We start from the raw sequence: 17769 nt of genomic DNA on the forward strand, positions 1-17769 counted from the left end.
GAGGACATGAATGGAAGAGTGGTTGGTTTAGCAATTGGCGAGCCCGCAGAGATGGAACTGGGCAACGGGAAAAAGATGATGACGGGAATCGTGAAACAACAAGTAGAAAAAGCGATGTTAACGCAATATGGTTTTGTTAATGATGGACCGCATAACTTGAGGCATCATGGAGGACCGGATCGGACTGTATGTATCTATCCAGCGGAGCATTATGAACGGTGGAATGAACAATTTGGTATTTCTTTGCCGAATGCTGCGTTTGGTGAGAATTTAACTGTAACGGGAATGCTCGAAAAAGATATTTGTATAGGTGATGTGTTTCGAATTGGTCAATCGATTATTCAAGTGACAGAAGCGCGTAATCCGTGTAATACAATCGGGAAAAGAAATGAATTATCTGAATTATTCAAAGAAGTTAGAAATACCGGCTTTACAGGATATCTTTGTCGAACGATTGAGGTTGGCGAAATTTCTGTGGGCGATAAAGTGGAGTGTATTGAACGGCCAGACGATTTAATAACCGTTGCTTTTTGTCATGATAAAATTCTTCATGGTCACGGGGACCAAGAAGATTTGATTCGTATTTTGGAAGTAGAGGCGTTGGCGGAGCGCTATCGTTTTGACGTGGAGACGCGTTTAATTAATATGGTTACATACTAGATGCAGGGATGGCACTTTTCATGTAGAATAGTTTTCTTTTGATTAGGAGCATGGTATAATTGTTGGGAATGAAAGCGTTATAAATGAATGGGAAGTAGGGATGGAAAATGGCATTAGGTATCTATATTAATATGAAAAACGAAGCACGTGACGCACTATCTTTTTATGGAGAAATATTTGGATCAACGTGTACGGATTTAATGACGTATGGCTCGATTCATGATGAGAATGGACCAGAGATGGATGCTAAAACAAAGGAATTAGTGATGAACGCGAGTCTTGAAATAGAAGGGGACAAAGTGATGTTCTCAGATACACCAGACTTTATGGAGTTTATTCCTGGGAACAACGTGACGTTAGTGCTTGAAGTGACAGATGCTGATAAATTAACACGTTATTTTGACGCTTTATCAGATGGTGCAACCAAAATAATGCCACTACAAAAAACGTTTTGGTCTGAAAAATTTGGTCAATTAACGGATAAGTATGGTGTTGGTTGGTCATTTAATTTAGTATAACAATGGACATAAAAATAGGAATCCCCAGCTTCAAGGGAATTCCTATTTTTTTATTGCTTTGTTTCATCGCTCTTTTTGCTATGAAGAAATGTTTGGACAATGTTTATCTCGGCTTCGGTCAAAGTGCCAGCCTGCTCGATGCTTTTCGTGATTTTATTAATTTTTTCGGCGCTGTTAAGCTGTTTCTTGTTTGCCGTAAGATAGGAGCGAATCGTAGAGGTTAGCGCCCCAATGAAGCCAATTCCAAAGAGCATCAAAAGAATAGCAAGCGTGCGGCCAAGGCCTGTGACGGGAACGATATCACCGTATCCGACAGTCGTCGTTGTAACGATCGCAAACCAAAGTGCGTCTGGGTAATCTTTAATACTTGGCTCGGCGTATATAAGTGGAATTGGAATGAGGATAATCGTGATAATGAGCGCGTTAACAATTCGATTAAAGCCGTTCGTACGTAGAAATGTGTAAAGCGGAACGACATAGCGTTTCCCCATGGCAGTTAAGCGAAGAATCCGCATGAGACCAACAATCCGTGCGATACGGAAAAAGTTGTACAATGGTAAAATCGCGATAAGTTCGAATAAATGAGTTTTGATGTATTCTTTTTTATTTTCCGCATGAATGAGTCTCGCAAAATAGTCAACCACAAAAATAGCCCAAATGATAAGATTAAGGATAGTAACGGCTTCTGTGTGTATTGGAATGGTTAGGACTGAGATGAGGACTAAAATAAACATGAAAAGTTCATAAAGAATAGTGCGACGTGGAGCTTTCAACCGAATTCCTACTTTCTATCGTATAATACCATCATTCTATCATAATAAAGAGCCAAACGGTGAGCTTGGCTCTTTGTCATGTTTTTATTTGATACGTAATCGATTTTGCTTACTACGACTTGCAAGTAAGCAGAGGTATGTCATCAAGGCAAACATCATGGTGATAATTAAGCTATGCGCGAGAGCTACGTAAAGGTTTACGTTTGTCACAACAGACATAATACCGGTAAATGCTTGCAAGGCAACAAAGATTATTTCAAGAACCATCGCGTATTTAAGGACACGATAATGGCTATACTCGCGGAAAACAATCCAAGTGACGTAGAGAATCCAGACAACAAGGATGAATGCTGCGAATCGGTGCAAATATTGCACGTAGTCTTGTACGTTTGTTGGCATCACGAATGTACCATTTTCAAATGGCCAAGCGGGAACGGCAAGACTTGCTTTTTCGTGACGGACAAGCGCTCCTGTATAGACCGAAAGATAGGTATAGATTGTGAGTAAATAAATATTCACCTTAAGCTTGGTTCCAATGACCATATTACGAGCATCGAATTTGTTATCTACTTCAAAAATAAGCAGGCAAAGTAAAACGATGGAAGCGTAACAGATGATGGAAATACCGAAATGAAGTGCCATGATGTACGGATTTTGTCCCCACATAACAGCTGCTGCGCCCATGAATGCTTGTAGTACTAAAAACGAAACAGCAACGATAGCAAGTGGCTTTGTTTCGCGGCGATCTTTGATGTAAATCCATGCTAAAATAGCTAGAACAATAACGAAAATAGAGCTAATTCCTGTTGTAAGTCGGTGCATAACCTCGATAATTTTTTCAGGTGTAATGTCTGTTAAGCGAACAAATTGTCCATTGCAGAGCGGCCATGTATTCCCGCAACCATCTGCTGAACCGGTCTTTGTTACTAACGCGCCACCGAACACAACGAATGTCATGCAAAGGATGGTTAGAACAGACCAAACTTTTAGAAATGTTTTCATTTTTTTATAGTTTCCCCCTCAATAATATGTAATAATTCAAAACTGAGCATACATAAAAAAACTGCATAGCCATATACTTTTTATTTTAACTTGTTTGTAGATGTAAGTAAAGGGGCTGGCTTGTGAAATTAAAAAGGGATACAAAAGATTCAGATCCAGTTCTTCCGCCTCAAATCAAGTTGAAATGGTTGACAATAGGGGTAGTTATTTCCGATAATAGTTAAGATGGAGTTCATAAGGAGATTGTGAACAAATTAGCAATGTCGGTATGATTATCTATGTGAATAATGTGTAAAGCGCAACAAAAGTTAAGGGGGAGAACAAGTGAATCAAATGGAGAAGACAGTAAAGGTAGACGCTGTCGACAAGTTCACTGTGAAAGATTTTACGGAACTCGTGAAAATTGGGATCGTTAATTCCAATACGATTACTGCTTTTACAGGAATGTGGTTGGCATTTCAATTAACAGGGGTTTCTTTTATGCAGAACCTCGATATTCTTATTTTCACAATTTTAGGGTCAGGAATGGTCGTTGCGGCATCAGGTGCTTTTAATAATGTGATCGATCGCGATATTGATGGGATTATGGAACGTACGAAGAATCGTCCGACGATGACGGGCAAGATTTCTGGACGGAAAGCGCTTCTAATTGCTGCAGCACTGGGAATTGTTGGCGAAGCGTTACTATTTATGACAACTTGGCAAGCGGGCGTTATTGGCCTGATCGGTATTTTCTTATACGTTGTTGTTTACTCGATGTGGGCAAAACGCAAGCTCGTAAGTAATACGGTGATCGGAAGTTTTTCTGGAGCCGTGCCACCGCTAATTGGTTGGTTCGCGGTTGAACCGAGTTTCAGCGCTGTTCCGATTATGCTATTTCTTGTCATGTTTTGTTGGCAACCGCCTCATTTCTATGCAATCGCAATCAAGCGTAGAGAAGAGTATGCAGCCGCAGGAATCCCGATGTTACCAGTTGTGAAAGGGATTGAACGCACAAAATGGAGCACACTTTTCTGGGTTGTTCTATTGACTATTTTGCCATTCTTCATGTGGGAACTTGGACTTGTGTATGTTATCCTTGCAACAGTTCTAAATGTCATTTGGTTGGCGCTTTGTCTATACGGATTTAAAATGGAGGACAGCATGAAATGGGCGCGCATTAGCTTTGTGTACTCGATCAATTACATGACTATTTTATTCGTATCGATGGTCATCATTGGTGTGTTTTTATAATAAAGATAGCCTGACTTACGCGGTCGGGCTTTTTTTATTGCGAAAAAAAGTAGAATTTCTTACTAGTAATTTTTCTGAAAAGCCGATACAATAGAGGGAGTAGCATGAAGGAGTGCAGAAATATATGCGATTTATTTTACGAACAGTTTGTGTGGTAGTGGTATGTCTTTTTGTGGGCTACTACACCGATCTATTTTTTGAAACACCGACAGATGTTAATACAGTGGATGAGAAGAGTGTGCAACAAGGTAATGTAGATAAAAATAATACGACGGAAAGCAGTCCGAAAGCGGAGACGCAAACGAGTCTTGCTGCTTATTTAAATAAAGATGTGTCATTGCTTGTGAAGAATTATGGTGATCCGATTCGAATAGATGCTTCGCCATATAGCTACCAAAATTATATTTTTCATCAAAATGATGGTTTGTATATGCAAGTGGGTGTAACGAATAATAAGGTACAGACGATTTATGCTTTGGGGGATAAGTTACCGCTCAAGCCGTTTGAGATTGGAATGACGACAGAGAAGGTTTTCTTGAATATGAAATTGCAGTCGGAGATCACGTTTAACTATGAGGATAATTACTATCGCTTCGAGTTATCGGAGGATGAGCTTAATATACGTCCGCTGATTAGTCTTGGGAACGGTGTCTACGCGCAGGTTAATTTTGATAAATTTGAGTCCAAAGTGATCAGCGTTCGGTATTTTAATAAACTTTCACTTATAAAAATGCATCCGTATGAGATGACGTATCAGGGCGATGTTTTTAAGGATACAGTAACGGATGAACAGTGGAAAAATATTGATAAGGCGTCTGATCAGCAAGTGTTTGATATCTCGAATATTTTCCGTGAACGATATGGGAAGAAGCAATTAGAGTGGAATGAGGCTGTGGCTGAGGTCGCTTATGGGCATAGTGTGGATATGTATGAGAATAAATATTTTGATCATGATTCGCCGACATATGGTACGCTTGCGGATCGGATGAGTCGTGCGAATATTGATTATCAGAAGGCGGCGGAGAACATCGCATCTAATTATTTGGATGGACCCGCGGCAGTAGAGGGCTGGCTGAATTCAGCAGGGCACCGCAAAAATCTATTTGACAACAGTTTCACAGATATGGGAGCTGGAACTTATCGGAAATTCTACACGCAGAACTTCTTGCAAAAGTAAAGCGTTTTTTGGATAATCATGTTATAATGGAGAAGGTTATTTGATATACGATGGAAAGAAGGTGGCAACATGCTTGCTACAATGGAAAATCTGGCATTACTTGATGTTTCGGATGATCTTGCATCGATGATTTTGGAGTCAGAAGAGGCAGATCGATATCGCGAATGCCTGCATAAAATGACCACAAGTTTACCAACACAACAGCGTATTAAACGCTTGGCAAAGATAAAAGAGCAGTATGATGAAGTGCAACGTTTTGGTCGCTATCATCCAGATTATAAGGAAGTGAATCGCCTATCCCGCCAGTATAAACGTGAGGTCGATATGGATGAACATGTCGCAGCGTTTCGGCAAGCGGAAATGGATTTACAAAGCTTATTGGATGAAATTAGCATGATCTTGGCAGGTGCTGTCTCGGAAAATATTAAAGTCCCGACTGGGAATCCGTTTTTTGAAACAAAATCTTCTTGTTCAACAGGAGGATGTGGAACGGGTGGCGGTTGTGGCTGTTCAGCTTAAAGAGGGGGAAAGAACATGGAGAATGAACGTCAATCCATTATTATTTGGATGAATCATTTGAAGCAAGTACGTTCTTTAAAGCGTTTTGGAAATGTACATTACGTTTCTAGAAAACTGAAATATGCGGTTCTATATTGCGATATGGCAGAGATTGAAGAAGTTGCCGCTAAATTATCGCGCTTCCATTACGTGAAACGGGTGGAATTGTCGTATCGGCCATTCTTAAACACCGAATACGAATCGAAGAAAGACATGAAGTTTCGTGACCGCATGGATGACGTACAAATTAGCATTTAATAATAGGCGGCTGGTTTGGATAGATAATAAGGAGTTGAATGGAAGCCGGGTTTAACATTTGAAGTAGGCTGTGATTTTGACTTTACGCGAATCGAGCGAAAGCGTTTGTATTCCAAGAATTTGGTGGAAGCCGGAAGCGGAGTGTACGACTGTACATGAGAACCGGAAGTCTGCTAAATTCTTGGAATGCGAGCGCTTGTCGCCGATTTATTTTATTTAACTACCAAACTTCTGTCGCTTTCTATTTTTGGAGGTACATAATAGATGAGAGTTATTGCAGGAGAACGTAAAGGGCATCATTTGAAGGCGGTGCCCGGGACGAATACAAGACCGACGACGGATAAAATTAAGGAATCGCTATTTTCGATTATTGGTCCTTTTTTTGATGGCGAGAAAGTGCTGGATTTGTTCGCTGGAAGTGGTGGACTTGGAATCGAGGCGCTCAGCCGTGGGGCTAGTGAGTGTGTATTTATTGATCAGGCGCAAGCAGCGATTAAGACGGTTCATTTGAATGTGTCGGCGTGTCATTTAGAGGCTCAGGCGCATATTTTTCGGAATGAATCGAAGCGGGCTTTGAAGCTTTTGGCTAAAAATGCGTGGGCGTTTGATTTAGTATTTTTGGATCCGCCTTATAAAAAGCAACAGTTGGAGCAATTGATGACATCACTTGCAGAGCTCGAACTTGTTAACGATGAGGCGCTTGCTATTTGTGAGCATGATGCGGATGCCAAATTGCCAGATGAGATTGCTGGATTTAAAAAAATTCGGGAAGAGCGCTACGGGATTACGGTGCTTTCAATTTTCGAGTATGAGAAGGAAGTGGCGATAAATGGATAAAATAGCAGTATGTCCGGGTAGCTTTGATCCGATTACAAATGGTCATTTAGATATTATTACGCGCGCGGCCAAGGTTTTTGATGTGCTTTATGTGGCAGTTTTAAATAATTCGTCGAAGCAATCGCTTTTTGATGTCGAGGAACGGATATATTTGATGGAACAGGTGACGAAACATTTGCCGAATGTGCGTGTGGAAAGTGCGTCTGGATTGCTTGTGGATTATGCGAGGGAAAAGGAAGCAAACGCGATTGTACGTGGGTTACGGGCAATTAGTGATTTTGAATATGAGATGCAGATTACGGCAATGAACCGTGTGCTTGATGATCATATTGAAACGTTTTTTATTATGACGAGTTCGCAGTATTCTTTCCTCAGTTCGAGTATTGTGAAGGAAGTGGCGCGGTATAATGGCAATATTGCTGAGCTGGTGCCGCCGATCGTACATCAGGCGTTGCTAAATAAACTAGGGAATACAGGAGAAAAAGGATGATAAAAAAGAATTGGAAAAAATTATTAGCCGGTCTGATCGTTTTGGCTTTGGTCGTTGCGTTTTTTGTACCGTTGCCATACTATGTGACGCGGCCCGGTAGTGCGGATAAATTGAGTCCACTTGTTTCGGTGGAAGGATATCCGAGTAAAAGTGAGGGCGTATTTCGCTTAGTGACGATTGCGATGGGGCAGGCGAATATTTATTCATACCTAGCGGCGAAAGTGATGCCATATCAGGAGATCGAGAAGGAATCGGACGTTCGTGGAGAAAATGAAACGGATGAGGAGTATAATGTTCGTCAGTTATCGCTCATGAATCAATCGAAAAATAATGCGATTCAAGTGGCATATAAAGCAGCTGGGAAATCGGTGAAAATAGAGTATCGCGGGGTTTATGTTTTGAGTGTGATGAAAGATGCTCCTGCGGCAAAATACTTACAAGCAGGCGATTTAATCACAGCGATTGATGGGAAAACGTTTGAATCGAGTGCGGAATTTATTAAATATGTTCGCAGCAAAAAAGTTGGCGATAAGGTCGAGGTGAGCTACAAGCATCAAGATAAATCGGAAAAAGCATCGATTGAGTTGATTGATATTGATAAAAAAGGCACGCCAGGTATCGGTATTTCGCTTGTCGATGATCAGAAGCTAGTCACGGATCCTGCCATTAAGATTGATTCCGAAAAAATTGGTGGACCATCTGCTGGTTTGATGTTTACGCTAGAAATTTATAATCATTTTGGTAAGACGGATTGGACAAAAGGGCGTAATATCGCTGGAACAGGGACAATCGATGTTGACGGAAATGTTGGCCGCATCGGTGGTATCGATCAGAAAGTGGTTGCGGCGGATCGTGATGATGTGGAAATTTTCTTCGCACCTGATGATACGGTGACAGATGAGATGAAGAAGTTTGAGCCTGGCGCTGTGAGTAATTATGCAGAGGCAGTGAAGACGGCAAAAGCGATCGATTCTAAAATGAAGATCGTCCCTGTGAAAACGTTCCAAGATGCGCTCGATTATTTGAAAACGGTGAAAGAGAAGAAATAGTGTAAAAAAAACCTTAATCCGACGCGATTAAGGTTTTTTCCTATATGGCGTTGTGTGAAAATCGCGTAAAACTTGATCGCCTAAACTTGGGGCTAAAGAATATAATTTGCCTGCACGAATATCGTTTTGAATCAGATGGGGATTGGCTTTTGAAGCAGTACTCACGATCGGTAGGCTGATTTCTTTTTTGATTTGGCTGAGGTATTGTTGGCCGTTTGCTGACATACCTAAAAGCCGAATGTAATTTTGCGATGCTGTGTCGTGTGCTCTTTGTTGGAAAAGTATTTGTAAAGCTGTTCGCTTGATACGTGAGGTGCTGTAGCGTTTGGTTGTTGTTTTTGCTAAGAAATCATCGAAGGTCGCTGCGTGAATGGCTGCTTGTTGTAACCTGTTCTCAATGCCCTCAGAAACGCCTCGTATCGTTGCTAACTGGTCAGTTGGTGCTGAAATAAGCTGATATCGGAGTAGAGGCCAAAAGTCGTTCCAAGTGACAAATGAATGGGTTTCTCGATATTTTTGCAGGATGACCAATGTAGTATCCGGTAAGTATTGCTGAGCTGTTTTCCAATCGTTTGCGAGTAAGATATGGCGGATTGCTGTAGCGCTCGCGATGGAATGGTGCGCTGGACTTTGATCGTGGTAGCCTGCGCTTTTTCGGGACATCGTTGCTATATTGATATTTTTCCCTTGTTCGGCGATGGCAAGCGCATAATGGAAACCCAAGATATTATTAGGCTGTGCTAAATCAAGCGTCAGATCGGGCGCTAGTTCACGAATTGCGCTATTCCAAGCAGTAGCGTAACTATTCGCTTTATCGTCCAAAAAACGTCGTATAGAGGCTTTAAAAGAGACGCTCTCTTCGGTCACTAGCTTTGCAATCGAGCTGAACACTTTTGCATCGCCATTTTCGCTTCCAAAAAAAATCGATGAGACCCCAAGCGAACCTAGAATTTCAATGGCGCCATGTGCGAAAATAGCGGCTTGTTGTGTTGCATAGTCAAAGGGAAGTTCGACGACAAGATCGACACCAGCATCCACAGCCATCTGTGCGCGTTCCCATTTTGGAAGTAGAGCAGGCTCGCCACGTTGGAGGAAAGATCCGCTCATGACAGCGATAACAACATCTTCGTCTGTTTGCTTCCTGGCCTCTTGTAAATGCAATAAGTGGCCATTATGAAAAGGGTTATATTCCACGATAATGCCTGTTGCTTTCATTTTTATCAACTCCATGTCACAATAGTAAGGTAGATTTTTTCGATCGCTATTTTTAGATTACCTCCAGAATACCATAAAATCGCGCATGATAACATGATTCGTTTTGGGAATAGGGATTGACAAAAGGCTTAGAAAAGTCTATAATATTTTTTGTTGCGCTTGGAGTGATAAACAATGAAATGGTCATTAATTCAACTACAGAAATACCGTGGTAAAAAAGTACCAATAGAGCAGGAAGTTGATGTTACAGAATACTTGAAAGAGCATAACCATGATGTTCGTGATGCAAGCCCTGTGCGTGTGTCTGGTGATATTACGGTGCGCCAAGATTCCGTTTTGATCGAACTTGTTTTAGATGGGACGATTATATTGCCATGTGCCAGAACATTTGAAGATGTTATTTATCCGTATCATATCGAATCTGTGGAAACGTATGTGGACAAAGAGGAGAAAGTGCTGGATGAGATGCATCACCTGATGGATGGCGATAAAATTGACGTGTTACCAGTGATTGAAGAGTTACTTTTGTTAGAAATTCCAATGCAAGTTTACAGTGATAATGTAGAAAATGCGTTGTCAGAAGGAAACGATTGGAACATTATAACGGAAGAAGAGCTGGAGCAACAAGCAAAGCAAGAAGAAACAAAAGTGGATCCTCGTCTTGCAGGATTAGCCGATTTCTTTGATAAAAAGAACGACTGATTTTACAAGCTGGAATATATTTTAGGAAGAAGAAATTTTTCCTAAAAGGATTGCGATGAGGGAGATATCCCGAAGTCGCGAAGGAGGTGTATGGAAATGGCAGTACCTTTTAGAAGAACATCTAAAGCGAAAAAACGTAAGCGTCGTACGCACTTCAAATTACAAGTGCCTGGTATGGTAGAATGCCCTAGTTGTGGAGAGTACAAACTTTCTCACCGTATTTGTCCAGAATGTGGTCAATATAACGGCAAAGAAGTAGTAGAAACCAACTAATTTACGTGAACAAAAACAGGCGATACGTACGCTTGTCAAATAGAAAACCCAGAAGACGCCATGGATCTTCTGGGTTTTTTATTTAGGCTCACAGGAAAAGACTGCGAGCAGGTAATCTTTTTGTCACGCGCTATACATAGAAAAAGGACCCTACTTCAAAAATGCAAAACTCCGCAGATTTTGCTAAAATAAACACAAGCTATAAAAGAGGAGTGAGGGACATGGCGTATCAGGTTGGCATTATCGGAGCAGGGGCATTGGGCTTATTGTACGCAGGTTTGCTACAGGAAAATGTAACGCTTTTTACTCGAACGAAAGAGCAAGCGAATCTTATTGCAGAGCATGACGGCATAACTGTGATAACTGGGCATGATCAGAGCCGCGTTGATGTTCGCGCGATACCGATAGATGATGCTGATTTCACAACGACAGATTTTCTTATCATAACGGTGAAATCATATCAACTAGAAAATATAATGGAAACACTGATGAAGATTCCTCCCAATATACCACTTTTATTTCTACAAAACGGCATGGGACATCTAACGCAACTTTCTGATCTGCCACAAAAAACAATCTTGCTTGGAACGTGTGAACATGGTGCTGGAAAAATCGATGCGACGACGGTGGTCTGGCGTGGTGCGGGTCAGACAAATTGGGCGATATTTCGAGGCGAGGCAAACACGATGTTACGAACGATTATGATGGTGAATCCTGAGTTCCCTTTTTTTGAGCAAGCGGATTTTAAAGAAATGGTTTATAATAAGTTATTGGCAAATGCGGTGATTAATCCGTTGACGGCTGTTCTTGGTGTGCCGAATGGTGCCTTATTACATAATGAATATTGGTATACGTTGCTTGTGAGTTTGACGAGGGAAGTGGCAGATGTACTGCATCGTGAGGACGCGTTAGAGGCTGTCGTTGCGATATGTAAGGCGACGTCGGCTAATTATTCTTCGATGGCTACAGATGTACGTGAGAAGCGGAAAACGGAGATTGCGAGCATTTCGGGGGCTGTTGTTGCACTTGCCGAGGAGCAAGGCAAAGTCGCCCCGATTTCAGAAACATTATACGGCCTAGTGAAAGGGCTAGAAGGAGAATACTTACAGTGAGTTGGTTAACGAATATAACGGCGCTTGTTATCATCGCCCCAGTACTTATTTTTACAGTGACTTTTATGGTGACGCAGCAAATGACAAAAAGAACACCAAAAGCGGTGAAGCGAAGCGCAGATGTGACGACGTTTTTCCTGATCTTAGCGGATCACTTTTTCATGATTGTGCTATTTGATCAGTCGTTTTTGTTGTATATTCTGTTGTTGTTATTCTTGATTGGCATTCTATTTGTCGCGCTATTCGCCAAGTCACAAGGGATTATTAATTTTCGTAAAGTGATTCGCGGTTATTGGCGAATTTGCTTCTTTGCTTTTGCGATCTTATATTTATTGTTATTCGTGATCGGTATTGTAAAAAGTATTATATTAGTTTTTTAGCCAATCCACAGTTTTTTCAAATTTAAGTGGCCGTATAGGAGTTTGTCTTCGGTCTGGATGGTCGCATGGATGAATTGGTGTTTGGTCATATGCTCTAGGAAGAGGAGCAGGTGATTATCGCGCACAAAGCTCTCGAGTTGGTCGTAAAAATAATCGCGATCGCTGAATGCTGTGCACTGCCGCGCTTGATGTAGTAGCTCCTCTATTTGTTGGAGCTCTTTTTTTGCCCAAAAACGCTGAGGTGCTAAATTAGGGTTTCCGTAAAAATCCATAAAAGCAATCTCGATATCGCTACTTGGGACATCAGCACCCATGTTAATATCAATATCCTCCCATTTCGCTTGATAAAATTCGGAGCTTATATCGATGATTTGCAAGTCGAGTGAAATACCAAACTCGGCTGCTCGGGCTACAACCCAACGACCTTGACGAATAGTTTTTGCATGGGAAAGAATCGCAAAACGCAATGGTTCCCCGTTGTAATGAGCGCTTTTTAGCAATGCTGTTATTTTACTAGAATCTCTCTTTTGTGGACTAGACTTATGAAAAAAATAACTGGAAGCCTCAGATTCCTCGTCATTTTCTAGATCATGAAGCATTTTTTGTGGATCGAGCAGGTGATAGAAAGCTTCTCGGAATGCTCGATGATGTGCGAAAGTACAGTGTTTGAAGTTAAACGTAACGATATTGACACCGTAATCTTTCGTTGCGTGATCCGTATAGTCTGTATTATCGGCATTTCCCATGTTCGTGACGGTGATGACGGGATTCTTCTGGTCTTTCACAAGCCAAAATTCAATTCGATCGAGAAATGGGCGTTCTAGGAAATGGTCGTCAAAGGCTTCTAGAATTAGTTTTTGAGAGCTTCTTTTTGTCAGCTTGAAGGCGCCGGTGCTCGTCCATTTATATTCGTCAAAAGGGACATCGTGCGGTAGAATAACAAGGTTTCCTAGACAAAGATAGCGAATGAAGAAAGGATTCGGTGTATGGAGATGAATCGTGATCTTTGTTTCGGACGGGAGCTCTATTCGTGCAATATCTTTTAGATACCAATGAGTCACGGTTCCTTTTTGCATCGCTTTTTCAAGCGTTTGGTAAACATCAGTGCTCGTCAACGTTCTACCATGATGGAAACGGATTCCTTTTCGAATATGAAATGTCCAAACCGTGCTGTTATGCTCGGCTTTCCAGTGATGCGCGATGCATGGCATGACGGTGTTCGTTGTTGTGTCGAAGCGAACAAGTGGATCACCAAGTTGAAGAAGTAAGGAGCTCTCCATGTTGATGGATGTATGAAGCGGATCAAGGATGCTAAATGGGCGTGCGATGACGAGGCGTAATATATCTTGGTCGCCCTTCTCGGTATGCAGTCCAAATAGTTCGTTCATTTCGGAGGAAACCGAGCTAAACCATTCGCGTGGAATATTAAACTGCAAGAGGCCAAGCAGTTTATCTAGATTTTCTTGTTCCACAGCGGTGCGGATAAAGTCCTCAATTTCTGATTGGAAGCTCTGCGCAAATGTTATTTTGGAGGCGTTTCCTCGTCCTTGACCAGGCTGATACTGGCAAAATTCGAGTTCTTGATATTTTTTGAGTTTTCGCTTGACGTTTTTGTCACTGCATGCCCATTTTTCGGCCAGTTCATTCAGTCGAAAGGTAGCGGTGTTATCGATTTGTCTTTCTAGCAAAAAAGCACGCATGTCGTAGTAGGCAATGTCACGCATTGTGTGAACCTCCTTCTAGTATAAAAGGGGACAAAAAAATATGATATTATCCCTTTTTCTCCTTTTTAAAACTAGTTATACTATGTTTAGGAGGTGAAGTCAATGTTTCGTACATTGCATCCAAATATAAAAGCGCGGATTGGTATTTCGTTTTTAAGTAAGCTGATTGGTTCGATGGTGTTTCCGTTCATGGCGATTTATTTTGCGAAGGAGATTAACATTGGGGTCGCTGGTATTTTGCTGATGATTAACATCGCGGTACAGTTTATTGCGAGTATTTATGGCGGACATTTGGCAGATCATATCGGACGGCGGAAATTGATGGTGTGGGGAGAGTGGGTGAAAGTTGGTGCGTTTGCCCTGATGCTACTCGTGAATTCGCCTTTTATTGTGTCCCCTTGGTTGACGTTCGTTGCGCTTCTTTTAATCGCGGTATCTCAAGGCTTTACCATCCCTGCGAGTGACGCGATGTTGATTGATGTGAGTACGCGTGAGGAGCGGGCTTACATGTATTCGATTAATTACTGGGCGAATAATTTATCTGTGATGATCGGTGTCGTTATCGGTGGTTGGTTTTTCCAAAGTTATTTATTTGAACTGCTCATCGGGTTGCTTGTGATGTCGCTTGTGACGACTTGGTTGACGATTACGCGGATTTCGGAAACATTAGTGTTGAGTGAAAGACGCGAGGCAAGTGATGCGGGGATAAGAAATTTGTTTCGGAGTTATCAGAAGATTTTGTACGATGCTCGTTTTCTATGGTTCACAGCAGGCGGAATCGCGGTATTGTCGATTGAATTCCAGCGCAATAATTTTATTTCAGTACGGCTAGCCGATGTGTTTCCGCCGATGTTATACAGCTTTGGGTGGCTTGGAAATATACCTTTTGACGGTGTGAAACTGGTGAGCGTGTTGACGTTGGTAAACACATTGATGATTGTACTTTTCACAGCTCCAATTGCAAAATGGGTGCGAGATCGAAATCTGCAAAAATGGATGTATGTTGGATTTATGGTTTTTTCGTTTGGGTTTGCGTTATGTGCCTTTGCGAATCATATTTGGATACTATTTGGCGCCACAGTCATCTTATCTGTCGGAGAATTGCTTTACGTGCCAACGCGGCAAACGATTCTGGCGGATATTGTGGACGATTCGATGCGCGGGACCTACATGGCGTTTAATGGCTTTGTTTTTCAAATTGGAAAATTAATTGGCGCCGGAAGTTTGATGTTTTCGCCGTATATTGGGAAGTATGGCATGGCTTTATTCATCCTGTTTTGCGGGCTTGTTGGTGTGTTGATGACATTCTGGGCGCTTAAACCAACAACGCGGACAGTGAGGCAAGAATAGGAAAAAGAAGAGACACGACCGAGAAAGGGCATTTTTCGGTAGACATCTCTTCTTTTTTTCGTGTTATTTTGCGCCATAAGATAGTAGTAAATCGGCAATAGCATCGTAACCTTGTTGTTTCGCGTGTGTAAGTGGTGTAACGCCGCTAGAATCTGCGATGTTTAGATCGGCCCCGTTTTCGAGTAATGCCTGTACAATTTGCTGTTGCGTTTTGCTGCCATCGGAAAGTACAATCGCCTCTAAAAGTGCGGTCCAGCCGGGATTATTTACGTGATTCACATCGATATCAGTTTCGGCTAAAAGGAGGCGAACGTTTGCTAGATGGCCTTTTTCGGCAGCTGGAATCAAGGCAGTTCCTCCAAAGCGATTCGTCAGCGTGTAATCGGGTTTATGCGGAATCATTAATTTTAAAATTTCTGTTCGTCCCTCTGCCCCTGCGTATAAAAAGGGACTATCTTCTATCTTATCTTGCAAATTGACATTGGCGCCGTATTGTAGAAATAGTTTTGCCATCGGGATATTATTGTCATGGGTGGAAACGAGTAAGCCGCTTTCACCGCGAGTATTCACTGTATCAACTTGTGCCCCTTGCTTTAATAGGGCTTCGATTTGTTGGCTATCCTTTGTTTCTATAGCTTTGAGTAGGGCTTGATTCAAATTGGCCACATTTTTTGGCATAGACTTCTCCTCGGATTCTTTTTTTACGGGGCTTTTTTGCGTGGTGGTTATTGTTTCTTTTGTGTTGACATTGGAACAGGCGGCGAGTATGAGTGTTATGAAAATGAGAACGATTTTTGCCATGGAGCGACCTCCTTCTTTCTTCTAATTATGCCATATAAAAATAAACTGGAGATTAACTAGAGCTTAAAATGTTGTTACCACGAATTTTTATCCATTATCTTACGTTGCGTCCCACTAACACCCACATTTTTTTAAGTTAGTAAAATGGCTCTATAGATCGGTTTCAGCGGTATTTTTTTGATGTGTCGCTTCTTTTTTGCGCTTTTTTTTAGTTTTTGGTGGTACGAAGTGGGGAGTTGTGGTAAAGTTGTCTATAAGAAAGTGGGGATGGACTATGTTCATGGGCGAATATCAACATAACATTGATATAAAGGGTCGTTTAATCGTGCCATCTAAATTCCGTGAACAATTAGGGGATCAATTTGTCATTACCCGAGGGCTTGATAAATGTCTTTTTGCTTATCCGCTTGATGAGTGGACGAAAGTAGAAGAAAAGATCCAGACACTCCCACTGACTAAAAAAGATGCTCGTTCTTTTACCCGTTTTTTCTTTTCTGGGGCTTCGGAATGTGAGCTTGATAAGCAGGGCCGGATTAATATTCCGTCCAATTTAACAAGCTATGCGGAACTCGAGAAGGAGACGGTGATTGTCGGGGTCGCAAGTCGTATTGAAATTTGGAGCAAGTCGGAATGGGATAAATTCTTCAATGAAGCAGAAGAGTCATTTGCAGACATTGCCGAAAATATGATTGGCTTTGATATTTAAGGAGGAGTAAGTATGTTCGAACATGAAACGGTACTATTAAAAGAAACGGTAGATAGCTTAAATATAAAGCCTGATGGTGTCTATGTAGATTGTACCCTTGGTGGTGCAGGTCATAGCGCGTATCTTCTTAGTCAACTTTCAGAAAAAGGCCATTTATTTGCGTTTGATCAAGATAGTACGGCGATTGCTCACGCGAAAGAGTTCCTTAGTGAGTACGAGGGTCAAGTAACGTTTATCAAAAGCAACTTTAGATATATAAAAGAAGCATTACTAGAAGTTGGCGTGACAGAAGTAGATGGGATTTTGTATGATTTAGGTGTTTCCTCCCCACAACTAGACGAACGGGAACGAGGATTTAGTTACCATCAAGATGCACCGCTAGATATGCGAATGGATCAAGAGGCGGAACTTACAGCACGCGATGTTGTCAATGATTGGCGTTATGAAGATCTTGTACGAATTTTTTTCCAATATGGTGAGGAGAAGTTTTCAAAACAAGTAGCACGAGAAATTGAGCGTAGGCGTGAAGTGGCACCGATTGAAACGACTGGTGAGCTCGTTGACGCGATTAAAGCCGCGATCCCTGCACCGGCAAGACGAAAAGGTGGACACCCAGCGAAACGGGTTTTTCAAGCGATTCGAATTGCGGTGAACGATGAGTTGGGAGCAGTAGAAGATTCGCTGAAAGAAGCGATGGACTTGCTGAAACCTGGTGGACGGATTAGCGTTATTACGTTCCACTCATTAGAAGATCGCATTACAAAACACATTTTTACGGACGAATCAAAAGGGCCGGAACTGCCGCCAGGGTTACCGATTATTCCAGAAGAATATAAGCCGAAAATGAAATTAGTTACAAGAAAACCGATTCTCCCGTCTGAGCAAGAACTGGCAGAAAACAATCGTGCCAGATCAGCAAAACTTAGAGTGATAGAGCGGAATAAGTAGAAA

At 41.7% G+C, this 17769-nt stretch carries 21 protein-coding genes; 16 read left to right on the forward strand and 5 right to left on the reverse strand.

Features of this window, described 5'->3' with window-relative positions:
- Positions 1-6 precede the first annotated feature (6 nt).
- Together UE46_RS06385 and UE46_RS06390 are read left to right on the forward strand one after the other, a co-directional pair.
- On the forward strand, positions 7-660 hold the full coding sequence (locus tag UE46_RS06385) for an MOSC domain-containing protein (protein WP_036062565.1): 654 nt from the start codon (positions 7-9) through the stop codon (positions 658-660).
- 107 nt (positions 661-767) lie between these two features.
- Positions 768-1178 carry a VOC family protein gene (locus UE46_RS06390; RefSeq protein WP_036062562.1) on the forward strand — a complete coding sequence of 137 codons (411 nt, stop codon included), beginning with the start codon at positions 768-770 and terminating at the stop codon, positions 1176-1178.
- Between the two features lie 50 nt (positions 1179-1228).
- Here the strand turns inward: UE46_RS06390 and UE46_RS06395 are convergent, their stop codons facing one another.
- Positions 1229-1951: a potassium channel family protein gene (locus UE46_RS06395; protein WP_118907481.1), complete on the reverse strand. Its 723-nt coding sequence runs from the start codon at positions 1949-1951 to the stop codon at positions 1229-1231.
- 84 nt (positions 1952-2035) lie between these two features.
- Positions 2036-2953: a COX15/CtaA family protein gene (locus UE46_RS06400; RefSeq protein WP_036062560.1), complete on the reverse strand. Its 918-nt coding sequence runs from the start codon at positions 2951-2953 to the stop codon at positions 2036-2038.
- Positions 2954-3277: 324 nt separating this feature from the next.
- Here UE46_RS06400 and cyoE point away from each other — a divergent pair, with 324 nt between their 5' ends.
- From cyoE to UE46_RS06435, 7 genes are all read left to right on the forward strand, one after another.
- Positions 3278-4186, forward strand: coding sequence for a heme o synthase (cyoE, locus tag UE46_RS06405; protein WP_036062557.1), 909 nt, complete (start codon positions 3278-3280; stop codon positions 4184-4186).
- Positions 4187-4310: 124 nt separating this feature from the next.
- Positions 4311-5363, forward strand: a complete 1053-nt coding sequence (locus tag UE46_RS06410) for a CAP domain-containing protein (RefSeq protein WP_036062555.1) — start codon at positions 4311-4313, stop codon at positions 5361-5363.
- Positions 5364-5432: 69 nt separating this feature from the next.
- Complete coding sequence (locus tag UE46_RS06415; protein WP_036062553.1) at positions 5433-5882, forward strand: YlbF/YmcA family competence regulator; 450 nt, start codon at positions 5433-5435, stop codon at positions 5880-5882.
- 15 nt (positions 5883-5897) lie between these two features.
- Complete coding sequence (locus UE46_RS06420) at positions 5898-6179, forward strand: YlbG family protein (protein WP_036062550.1); 282 nt, start codon at positions 5898-5900, stop codon at positions 6177-6179.
- A 264-nt stretch (positions 6180-6443) separates the two neighbouring features.
- Positions 6444-7016 (forward strand): 16S rRNA (guanine(966)-N(2))-methyltransferase RsmD, encoded by a 573-nt coding sequence (gene rsmD, locus UE46_RS06425; RefSeq protein ID WP_118907482.1) that lies wholly within the window; start codon positions 6444-6446, stop codon positions 7014-7016.
- Positions 7009-7506, forward strand: a complete 498-nt coding sequence (gene coaD / locus UE46_RS06430; RefSeq protein WP_036062548.1) for a pantetheine-phosphate adenylyltransferase — start codon at positions 7009-7011, stop codon at positions 7504-7506. The genes rsmD and coaD overlap by 8 nt, the downstream gene beginning before the upstream one ends.
- Positions 7506-8555: a SepM family pheromone-processing serine protease gene (locus UE46_RS06435; protein WP_118907814.1), complete on the forward strand. Its 1050-nt coding sequence runs from the start codon at positions 7506-7508 to the stop codon at positions 8553-8555. Before coaD ends, UE46_RS06435 begins: the two co-directional genes overlap by 1 nt.
- Before the next feature lie 27 nt (positions 8556-8582).
- Here UE46_RS06435 and UE46_RS06440 read toward each other — a convergent pair whose 3' ends face one another.
- A complete protein-coding gene (locus tag UE46_RS06440; protein ID WP_036062543.1) occupies positions 8583-9770 on the reverse strand; it encodes a nucleotidyltransferase in 1188 nt (395 codons plus the stop codon).
- A 174-nt stretch (positions 9771-9944) separates the two neighbouring features.
- Between UE46_RS06440 and UE46_RS06445 the strand changes: the two genes are divergently transcribed.
- From UE46_RS06445 to UE46_RS06460, 4 genes are all read left to right on the forward strand, one after another.
- Positions 9945-10472: a YceD family protein gene (locus UE46_RS06445; RefSeq protein WP_036062541.1), complete on the forward strand. Its 528-nt coding sequence runs from the start codon at positions 9945-9947 to the stop codon at positions 10470-10472.
- A gap of 96 nt (positions 10473-10568) precedes the next feature.
- A complete protein-coding gene (gene rpmF, locus UE46_RS06450; RefSeq protein ID WP_036062539.1) occupies positions 10569-10745 on the forward strand; it encodes a 50S ribosomal protein L32 in 177 nt (58 codons plus the stop codon).
- Between the two features lie 221 nt (positions 10746-10966).
- A complete protein-coding gene (locus UE46_RS06455) occupies positions 10967-11857 on the forward strand; it encodes a 2-dehydropantoate 2-reductase (protein ID WP_036062537.1) in 891 nt (296 codons plus the stop codon).
- A complete protein-coding gene (locus tag UE46_RS06460) occupies positions 11854-12237 on the forward strand; it encodes a DUF3397 family protein (protein ID WP_036062536.1) in 384 nt (127 codons plus the stop codon). The genes UE46_RS06455 and UE46_RS06460 overlap by 4 nt, the downstream gene beginning before the upstream one ends.
- On the opposite strand, the gene UE46_RS06465 is transcribed toward UE46_RS06460, so the two are convergent.
- Positions 12234-13961, reverse strand: a complete 1728-nt coding sequence (locus UE46_RS06465; protein WP_051493039.1) for an ABC transporter substrate-binding protein — start codon at positions 13959-13961, stop codon at positions 12234-12236. The genes UE46_RS06460 and UE46_RS06465 overlap by 4 nt on opposite strands.
- 102 nt (positions 13962-14063) lie before the next feature.
- Here UE46_RS06465 and UE46_RS06470 point away from each other — a divergent pair, with 102 nt between their 5' ends.
- Positions 14064-15311 (forward strand): MDR family MFS transporter, encoded by a 1248-nt coding sequence (locus tag UE46_RS06470; RefSeq protein WP_036062535.1) that lies wholly within the window; start codon positions 14064-14066, stop codon positions 15309-15311.
- A gap of 63 nt (positions 15312-15374) precedes the next feature.
- Here the strand turns inward: UE46_RS06470 and UE46_RS06475 are convergent, their stop codons facing one another.
- Positions 15375-16112 carry an ankyrin repeat domain-containing protein gene (locus UE46_RS06475; RefSeq protein ID WP_118907483.1) on the reverse strand — a complete coding sequence of 246 codons (738 nt, stop codon included), beginning with the start codon at positions 16110-16112 and terminating at the stop codon, positions 15375-15377.
- 274 nt (positions 16113-16386) lie between these two features.
- Between UE46_RS06475 and mraZ the strand changes: the two genes are divergently transcribed.
- Positions 16387-16818 carry a division/cell wall cluster transcriptional repressor MraZ gene (gene mraZ / locus UE46_RS06480; RefSeq protein ID WP_036062534.1) on the forward strand — a complete coding sequence of 144 codons (432 nt, stop codon included), beginning with the start codon at positions 16387-16389 and terminating at the stop codon, positions 16816-16818.
- Positions 16819-16830: 12 nt separating this feature from the next.
- Positions 16831-17766, forward strand: coding sequence for a 16S rRNA (cytosine(1402)-N(4))-methyltransferase RsmH (rsmH, locus tag UE46_RS06485; RefSeq protein WP_036062532.1), 936 nt, complete (start codon positions 16831-16833; stop codon positions 17764-17766).
- Positions 17767-17769: the final 3 nt, after the last annotated feature.

It is taken from the genome of Listeria weihenstephanensis (genome assembly GCF_003534205.1).
GTDB lineage: Bacteria > Bacillota > Bacilli > Lactobacillales > Listeriaceae > Listeria_A > Listeria_A weihenstephanensis.

Coding starts and splice junctions, on each gene's coding strand:
- UE46_RS06400 (WP_036062560.1), bottom strand. CDS start 2,953: ATGAAAACATTTCTAAAAGTTTGGTCTGTTCTAACCATCCTTTGCATG.
- UE46_RS06410 (WP_036062555.1), top strand. CDS start 4,311: ATGCGATTTATTTTACGAACAGTTTGTGTGGTAGTGGTATGTCTTTTT.
- UE46_RS06465 (WP_051493039.1), bottom strand. CDS start 13,961: ATGCGTGACATTGCCTACTACGACATGCGTGCTTTTTTGCTAGAAAGA.
- rsmH (WP_036062532.1), top strand. CDS start 16,831: ATGTTCGAACATGAAACGGTACTATTAAAAGAAACGGTAGATAGCTTA.
- UE46_RS06420 (WP_036062550.1), top strand. CDS start 5,898: ATGGAGAATGAACGTCAATCCATTATTATTTGGATGAATCATTTGAAG.
- UE46_RS06415 (WP_036062553.1), top strand. CDS start 5,433: ATGCTTGCTACAATGGAAAATCTGGCATTACTTGATGTTTCGGATGAT.
- rpmF (WP_036062539.1), top strand. CDS start 10,569: ATGGCAGTACCTTTTAGAAGAACATCTAAAGCGAAAAAACGTAAGCGT.
- UE46_RS06440 (WP_036062543.1), bottom strand. CDS start 9,770: ATGAAAGCAACAGGCATTATCGTGGAATATAACCCTTTTCATAATGGC.
- UE46_RS06475 (WP_118907483.1), bottom strand. CDS start 16,112: ATGGCAAAAATCGTTCTCATTTTCATAACACTCATACTCGCCGCCTGT.
- UE46_RS06470 (WP_036062535.1), top strand. CDS start 14,064: ATGTTTCGTACATTGCATCCAAATATAAAAGCGCGGATTGGTATTTCG.
- mraZ (WP_036062534.1), top strand. CDS start 16,387: ATGTTCATGGGCGAATATCAACATAACATTGATATAAAGGGTCGTTTA.
- UE46_RS06445 (WP_036062541.1), top strand. CDS start 9,945: ATGAAATGGTCATTAATTCAACTACAGAAATACCGTGGTAAAAAAGTA.
- UE46_RS06455 (WP_036062537.1), top strand. CDS start 10,967: ATGGCGTATCAGGTTGGCATTATCGGAGCAGGGGCATTGGGCTTATTG.
- rsmD (WP_118907482.1), top strand. CDS start 6,444: ATGAGAGTTATTGCAGGAGAACGTAAAGGGCATCATTTGAAGGCGGTG.
- coaD (WP_036062548.1), top strand. CDS start 7,009: ATGGATAAAATAGCAGTATGTCCGGGTAGCTTTGATCCGATTACAAAT.
- UE46_RS06385 (WP_036062565.1), top strand. CDS start 7: ATGAATGGAAGAGTGGTTGGTTTAGCAATTGGCGAGCCCGCAGAGATG.
- UE46_RS06390 (WP_036062562.1), top strand. CDS start 768: ATGGCATTAGGTATCTATATTAATATGAAAAACGAAGCACGTGACGCA.